Here is a 6786-nt window from a genome sequence, read left to right on the forward strand (position 1 = left end):
CAGAACCTGAACGTAACCGTGGATGATATGCAGTTTGCAGCCAAACGTATCGATGGCCGCGCCAGTTGGTTTGAACAAGGCCTGACCGTGCATCAACTCAGCAGCCAAGGGCTGTCGGTATTGCTGCCCCTTGCCTCCAATCAGCCACCATCCCCTGCACCAGCGGGCATCACCACTGACAATAAAACGCTGACCCACAATCCTGCAACGGCAGACACTTCAGCGCTGCAGGCTAGCCAAGCAGTACCCGAAACCCAAACAGTAAACAATAGCCAAGCCAATCCAGGGCTAAACACCGCCGCCAGCACGCCAGCGCCCAGCGAAACATGGCCCCTCGCCGAGTTACCCACAGTGTTTATGCCTTTCCCGGTCATAGTGCACAACCTAGAACTCCAAGATAGCCGCCTTCAACTCGGTCAGCGGCAAGACAATTTTAGCTACGCCCAGTTGCAGGGCAGTTTTCGTCAATCCCAATTAAATATCACCAAACTTGCACTCACCCACACTGATGGCCAGCTCGATATCATAGGTCAGCTCAAGTTTGAACAGGATTACCCTCTGGGCCTCGACATTGCGCTGCAACTTAATCAATTGCCAGAATTACCCGAATTGACCAACCTTGCTCTGGCATTAACCCTTAGCGACAGCCTTGGCCAACTCAAGCTTAAGGCCAGCGCTAAAGGCGATGCCAATGTTGAGCTCTCTGGCATGTTCACCCTTAAAGATCCTACCCTGCCTTACCAGCTCAACCTTACGGCAACGCAGTTACAGTGGCCCTTGTAACATCCAGAATATACGGCGCGCGATTTAACACTTGAAAGCGTGGGCGATCTTAAGATGCAAAGCGCGAAGATGAGCACAAATTTTTCAAGCCCTTTCCATCAACCACTGCGCCTAACGGCGGATATTGCCCATCAAGATGCCGCGCTCACGCTCAAGCAATTGCAAGCCACAGGCCCACTTGGGACCGTCGATATCCAAGGGGAACTCGATTTTGCCGATAAGTTAACCTGGCAGGCCAAGGTATTACTCAATGAGTTCAAGCTCGAGGAAATCATTCTCCCTGCGCCCACCGAGTCAGCCGCTACCACGCCACAAACCCACCGTTCCCTGCCAAAGAGTAACATATCCGGCACACTGCAAACCCGTGGTAATTGGCATGAGCAGCACTGGCAGATCGCGGTTTTTGACACCGAGCTTAACGGACAAGTCCAGGATTATCCATTTGATATTAAAGGTGATGTTAGCATTGATGATGCGCTGTATTTACGCTCTCAAGGTCTCAGTGCCACTGTGCTCGGCGCCCAGTTAACCCTCAAAGGCGAAGCTAACGCCAATTGGAACATTCAAGGAGAATTGCAAGTCCCTGATTTTGGCCTGTGGCTACCCAAGGCCAGCGGCGGATTGCAAGCCAATATCGCTGTCACCGGGGATGCCAAAGAGCCACAGGTAGAACTTAATGCTCAATTGACTAATCTGCTTTATCAAAATATGAAGCTTAACGCATCAAACCTGAAAGCCTACTACCAACCTCTGACACAACATAAATTTGCCATTTCTTTAGAATCTAAAGACTTACAGGTGGCCAACCACGGCTTTGATACTGTCACCTTTAACAGTAAAGGCAATCTTAACGCCCAAACCGTCACAGTGAACGCCAGCGGCGATCTCGGGCTAGATTTAACCCTTGCCAGTCAATACGATCCCAAAAAATCCCAGCTACAAGCCCAGATGAATCGCCTCAATATCACGACCCCCGTCGGTCTTTGGCAACTCGATCAAGATGTGAATATGTCTTGGGATCAACTCAAAAACCGCGGCAATCTTACCCCCTTCTGTCTCGTCAACCCCAATAGCCGCCTTTGTTTAACGCAGTCAACACTACAGGGTACGAAGGGGGAAGTGCAGCTAAGCTACAACGGGAACCCGGGCAAATTACTGGCGCCACTCTTACCCGATAATATGTTATGGGACGGCAGTGCCAATATGTCATCGCGATTTAGCTGGGCGGCAAACCGTCAGCCTACGGCAGATCTCGCGCTTCATTTTTCCCCGGGTAGCCTAGTGCTCAAACGCGCCCAAAACCGCAACGTGACGCTGAAATATCAAGATCTCAGCCTAGAGGCAACCTTAGATGCTAAGCAGCTAAGGACAGTGCTCAATGTGGAGTCCGAGGACATCGCCAGCTGGCAAAGCGAGCTCAGTGTCAATGTCGGCCCCGACAGAGCACTGTCGGGCTATGCCCATATCCATCGCATTAACCTGCAGCCCCTTGGCCAGTTTTTCCCGCAACTGCACACGCTTGAAGGCATATTAAGCAGTAAACTCAAGGTTGGAGGCACTTTGGCCGAACCAGAAGTTGCTGGCAGTATTTCCCTGACGGAAGGCGCGTTAGCCCTCACGGCCAACCCGACCCTCATCAATAAAATGGACCTGTCGATGAATTTAGGGGGCCAACAGGCAGATCTTAAAGGACGCTGGATGATGGGCAATGGCCTTGGTCGGCTCAGCGGAGAGATACGTTGGCCCAAGGGACAATTTAGTGGCGAGTTAGCCATTAAAGGCGATAAACTCGCCGTGATCCAACCACCATTAGCGCTACTGGACATTTCCCCCGACCTTCGCATCGGCTTTAGTCATACCCAACTTGAAGTAAAAGGTGTGGTTGATATTCCATCGGGCAATATCAAGATTGTGCAGCTCGCCGAAGGCGGCGTCGCACTTTCTGAAGACGTGGTATTTGACGACTCCATCGCCGACTTGCAACCCAAAGCCAGCCCCTATGCAATCGTCGCGGATCTCAATATTAATGTGGGCAATGATCTGAGCATTGATGGCATGGGCCTTAAAGGAAAACTGCAAGGAACCGTTAAACTGCAACAGCAAGCCTTCCGCCCCCCGATGCTCTTTGGTGACATTAAAGTCAAACAGGGAAATTACAAGTTTATGGGGCAGACCCTGAACATTCGTACCGGCGAAGTGCAATTTGTGGGCCCCATCGCCGTGCCTAACCTCAATATCGAAGCTGTCCGAGAAATAAAAACCGAAGATCTGGTGGCGGGCGTACGCGTCACAGGGACACCAAGTCGCCCGGTGGTCACGCTCTTTTCAAATCCAGCCAAAGAGCAAGCCGAAATTCTCTCTTATATTGTTAAAGGCAGTGGTTTTAATAACACCAACAACGAGCAAAATAACTCCTTAATGATGGGAGCTGCATTAGGCTTAAGTTCCCAATTAAGCGGCGGTGCGATTAACAGCATTGGCAGTACGGCAACAGGACTCATTGAAGAATTTGGCTTTTCTAACGTCCAACTCGATACTAACGATGAAGGCCGAGTCGCCATTAGTGGATTTATCGGTGACCGATTAATGGTGAAATACGGTGTGGGTGTGTTTAATCCCGGATATGAAATGACCGTACGCTATTATTTGCTCTCACAGCTTTACCTTGAAACCGTATCGGGTACGTTAGGCCAATCACTCGATCTGTATTACAACTTTAATATTAAATAAAAATACTTAAAAACAATTAATTAAACATGACAGCCAAAGCCACTCAGGTTCAGTTACCACTCATATCAGCCAGTGTTCCTCAACAGATCTTTCGTCGTTAGGGAAATTAAGAAGGAACGCAAAAAAGCACAAAAAAAGCGCCTTAAGGCGCTTTTTTTACTTCATTACGACAATTAAGCGTAAACGAAGTCAACATGCTCAATGATTGGCTTGAACACGTGGCGTTGCATCGCTTGAGCACGAACACCAACTTCTTTACCATCTAAAACGATAGTGATTACAGAAGTGTAAAAATCTTCGTTAGTTTGAATGTTGATGATATCTTTGTGATCAAAAACAATAGAAACAGGCTCTTTGCCTTGGCCATAAATAACGGCAGGAACTTTACCAGCATGGCGTAGGCGGCGGCTCGAACCTTTCCCTATTTCAGTGCGGGTTTGTGCTTGGATAGTGTAAGACATGTGTTTCTCACTTAAATTTCAGAGTAAAAGTTGCCATCATTTTCGACCAATGATGGCTCATATAAAGCGCGCGGATACTAACACAGTTATGTTGATGGCACAAGCGCCCCTTCGGCCGTGAGAGACACAGAAGCAACAGGCGTTATTAATCTCCAATATAATTTATCAATTTGCAGGCTTTGTGTCGCTGCTGTTACGCGGGCAAAGCGGCTTTGATCGCAATCAAAAAACGCGAGAGAGAGATCACATTTGCCAAGAAATAAGCCTGATAAGCTCTCAAAAATTTTACGTTAGGATATCCGTCACCCATGCGTCACGAGCTGCATTTATTGCAACAAGAAAACCACCTATCATGCCAATTAGCCCGTGAACTCATCACTCAAATTGAAACCGTTCCCTATCAACAAAATACGATTGAATTAAAACTATTAGAATTATTGGCGTGTTCGCAGCAGAAAAATCACTGCCTTATACACTTAATGCAAACCGCCGGAACTAAAGAAGTGGAATCCCAACGGATACGCCAATTCCAATTTTCCCAACGTCTTGGTCAGCTGGTCAGTGAATGGCAACAACATCGAGAAATGAACAAACTGGAGCGGCAATTTATACCGCACCTTAAGTATTATTTGTTTGAATTACAATTATTTGAACAAGATTTTTATCGACAAATTCTACAAAAAATTAGCCTCACGACCAGTGCCGCACTGGACCGCAATCGACATGGACAAAACCCGAGCGAGGATAATAACCAACCCCACCCAACTTAAGTGAAATAGCGGCATCCCTGAGGTGCTTAAGATCAACACCTGGAATCGCAATATCCATCGCCATGCCGCTCATGTGATAACTCTTTTTGGCAACTCCACCACTCTTTTTAGCTAACATGGAATTGGTTTTAGGTGAACGGTAACCAGAAATCACATGAATTTCATTATTGGTATTCAATGTGGTTTTTAATGTATACAACATATCAAATAAGCGTTTATCCATCGGAGCGGCAATATTTTGCCGATGATCCCGCAGTAACTGATTAAAATCAGCCAACACTTCTCTCTGATAGTGACCATTGACCCAATAACTGCCATCGTTGCGCTCACCAGTATGACGATTGTATAGACTTAACTCGCGAATACCTTTAGTCGAACGACTCGCTAATGCTTTATTGGGCATAAGGGAACATAAGGCAACACCACTGAGGCCTAACAATAACTGCCTACGGGCAGGACAAATCAACGTCACATTATCACCATTTGTACTATTTTTGGACACTAAACCCGCAAATTATACTGAATCGACACCAAGATCAAGTATAGAAATGGCTCATTAACCATTGCGCTTGAGCATCACTAAACAGTTCAACTGGTTAAGGAGAAAAAAACATGGAGGCCGCCACGGCGTTGGTTAACTCAGCCTCGATATGGTAAATATCATTGCGATATTGCTGGCGACCGTCATCGTCAAGCCAAGCAGTCCAATACACTAAGTGCACTGGCAATTTTTCGGTCAAGGTAAACCATTGCGGCCGGCCAACCTGCGGGGCTAATTTGTCCCATAAACGGGGTTCCTTGACTAAACGAGTCTTAAACCATTGCGCCAGCTCATCGACCTTTTCAATCCGAATACAACCAGATGATAATGCTCGATTATCCTTTTTAAAGAGTTGTGGTTCAGCGGTGCCGTGTAAATAAACACTAAAGCTATTATCAAAATGAAACTTATATTTACCTAGGGCATTCTTAGGCCCAGGGCGCTGCACTAAATAGTAAGGGAAATGGCTAGATGCTAGCGCCTGCCATTCTTCGGGCGAATGCACCACTGGCGTCCCTTTAACGTCATAGACATCAAATCCCCTGTCATGGATATAGTGCCCATCCTTACGGATATGGGGCACAATATCCTTGCGTAAAATACTCCTTGGCACACGCCAACTTGGGTTTAATACCACACTCGAAATTTGACTGTCTAATAATGGCGTTTGCCTTGAGGCTTTACCTACAATCACCTTAGATGTCAGCACGGTTTGCCCTTGCTCCACTAAGAACATCTCAAATGCTGGGATATTGATTAACAGATAACTGGCCGCAAGTGAGTCGCTAAACCGCTTTTGTCTAATGGTATTTTTTGCCAGTAACTCTGCACGCTTGCGGGGGGATTGATTCAGCCAAAATAGCGTCTGCTTGCCGATAACGCCATCGGCTTGTAAACCATGGCGCCGTTGAAACCCCTTAACGGCCTGCTGTAATTCTTCGGTATATACTGGCGCTTGCGCAAGAGCATGGTCAAGATCGCCAAGGAGCAATAGCCGCTCAGCAATCGTTGGCACTATGGGATGAGTTTGCCCAAGGGTCAACTTTTCATCAAGCGTTAACGTCTCCCAAGTCAACTGCTTATCTAACGCAAATAAAGCACTCACCTGACGCAACACCCGCCGATAGGCCTCATCATTTAGCATATCAGCAGAGCCATTACGGGCCATGGTTTGCGGAAGCACGCTCTGCCAGTAACTGGTGATATGCTCTTGAATTAACGCGATATCCGGCTCTTGAATGGGGGCAGTCGATGCTGGGTTTTGTGTCATTGAAGCTTGCGAAGCGGTTAATTGCAAAAGTGTTTGATAATGCTCGCTAAAGATGGGACTCACTCCTGCCAAATCGAGTAATAACACTTGCTCTGTTAACAAGGAATGATCATCGAGCACATTGGCTGACATCGATTCAGCATTAGCATGAGGAACGAGCGCCCCCGTCACTAACCCTAAGCCCCCAAAAAACAGCAAAACACTCAACCATAGCTGCAGCGCCCGAGATCG

General features: G+C 47.3%; 4 protein-coding genes and 1 pseudogene. 2 read left to right on the forward strand and 3 right to left on the reverse strand.

The genetic code is table 11. The features are described 5' to 3' along the window. Positions 1–3513: pseudogene (locus ACRCZA_RS16410) on the forward strand (translocation/assembly module TamB domain-containing protein); the annotation flags it as partial. A 173-nt stretch (positions 3514–3686) separates the two neighbouring features. Here ACRCZA_RS16410 and rplY read toward each other — a convergent pair. Next, a complete protein-coding gene (rplY, locus tag ACRCZA_RS16415) occupies positions 3687–3974 on the reverse strand; it encodes a 50S ribosomal protein L25 (RefSeq protein WP_438675450.1) in 288 nt (95 codons plus the stop codon). A gap of 308 nt (positions 3975–4282) precedes the next feature. Here rplY and ACRCZA_RS16420 point away from each other — a divergent pair, with 308 nt between their 5' ends. Beyond that, positions 4283–4744, forward strand: coding sequence for a hypothetical protein (locus ACRCZA_RS16420; RefSeq protein ID WP_438675451.1), 462 nt, complete (start codon positions 4283–4285; stop codon positions 4742–4744). On the opposite strand, the gene ACRCZA_RS16425 is transcribed toward ACRCZA_RS16420, so the two are convergent. After that, positions 4665–5216, reverse strand: a complete 552-nt coding sequence (locus ACRCZA_RS16425) for a DUF882 domain-containing protein (protein WP_438675452.1) — start codon at positions 5214–5216, stop codon at positions 4665–4667. The genes ACRCZA_RS16420 and ACRCZA_RS16425 overlap by 80 nt on opposite strands. Positions 5217–5340: 124 nt before the next feature. Next, positions 5341–6726: a L,D-transpeptidase family protein gene (locus tag ACRCZA_RS16430; protein ID WP_438675453.1), complete on the reverse strand. Its 1386-nt coding sequence runs from the start codon at positions 6724–6726 to the stop codon at positions 5341–5343. Positions 6727–6786 lie beyond the last annotated feature (60 nt).

The organism is Shewanella sp. (assembly GCF_051658185.1).
Lineage (GTDB): Bacteria > Pseudomonadota > Gammaproteobacteria > Enterobacterales > Shewanellaceae > Shewanella.

What these genes read in the sequence shown, in the direction of transcription:
- rplY (WP_438675450.1), bottom strand. Translation starts at nt 3,974, where the DNA reads ATGTCTTACACTATCCAAGCACAAACCCGCACTGAAATAGGGAAAGGT.
- ACRCZA_RS16420 (WP_438675451.1), top strand. Translation starts at nt 4,283, where the DNA reads ATGCGTCACGAGCTGCATTTATTGCAACAAGAAAACCACCTATCATGC.